Source organism: Billgrantia saliphila (assembly GCF_002930105.1).
In the GTDB taxonomy this organism is placed as follows: domain Bacteria; phylum Pseudomonadota; class Gammaproteobacteria; order Pseudomonadales; family Halomonadaceae; genus Halomonas; species Halomonas saliphila.
In genome coordinates, this window is record NZ_PJRN01000044.1 from 1 (window position 1) to 727 (window position 727).

1 protein-coding gene is annotated in these 727 nt (G+C 64.2%); it reads left to right on the plus strand.

Annotated elements, in window-relative coordinates:
* Nucleotides 1-44 precede the first annotated feature (44 nt).
* The coding region (locus tag CYJ07_RS20185) for a thiamine pyrophosphate-binding protein (RefSeq protein WP_269320562.1) at nucleotides 45-727 on the plus strand (683 nt) is incomplete at its 3' end.

The following is a 727-nucleotide window of genomic DNA, read 5'->3' on the forward strand; positions in this document are numbered from 1 at the left end:
ATTCGTACCATAAAACGTTTCGGCGATCGCCGAGGAGGACCCCGATGAGCACCCCAGAGAACCAAGACGCCCGCCATGTCGTGCAGGGCAAACAGAAGATGACCCCGTCCGAGGCCTTCGTCGAAACGCTGGTGGCCAATGGTGTCACCGACATGTTCGGCATCATGGGCTCGGCCTTCATGGACGCCATGGATATCTTCGCGCCGGCCGGCATTCGCCTGGTCCCGGTGGTGCACGAGCAGGGCGCGGCGCACATGGCCGACGGCTATGCTCGGGTTTCTGGACGCCATGGGGTAGTGATCGGCCAGAACGGCCCGGGCATCTCCAACTGCGTGACCGGGATCGCCGCGGCCTACTGGGCGCACAGCCCGGTGGTGATCGTGACCCCCGAGGCGGGCACCACTGGCATCGGCCTGGGCGGCTTCCAGGAATGCCATCAGTTGCCGATGTTTCAGGAATTCACCAAGTACCAAGGCCACGTGACCCACCCGGCGCGTATGGCCGAGTACACCGGGCGCTGCTTCGACCGGGCGATGTCCGAGATGGGACCGACCCAACTGAACATTCCGCGCGACTACTTCTACGGCGAAATCGAGTGCGAGATTCCCCTGCCGTCGCGTCTGGATCGCGGTCCCGGCGGGACCAAAACCCTCAACGAGGCCGCTGAACTCCTGGCGAGTGCCAAGTTCCCGGTGATCGTCTCTGGCGGTGGAGTCGTGATGGCCGA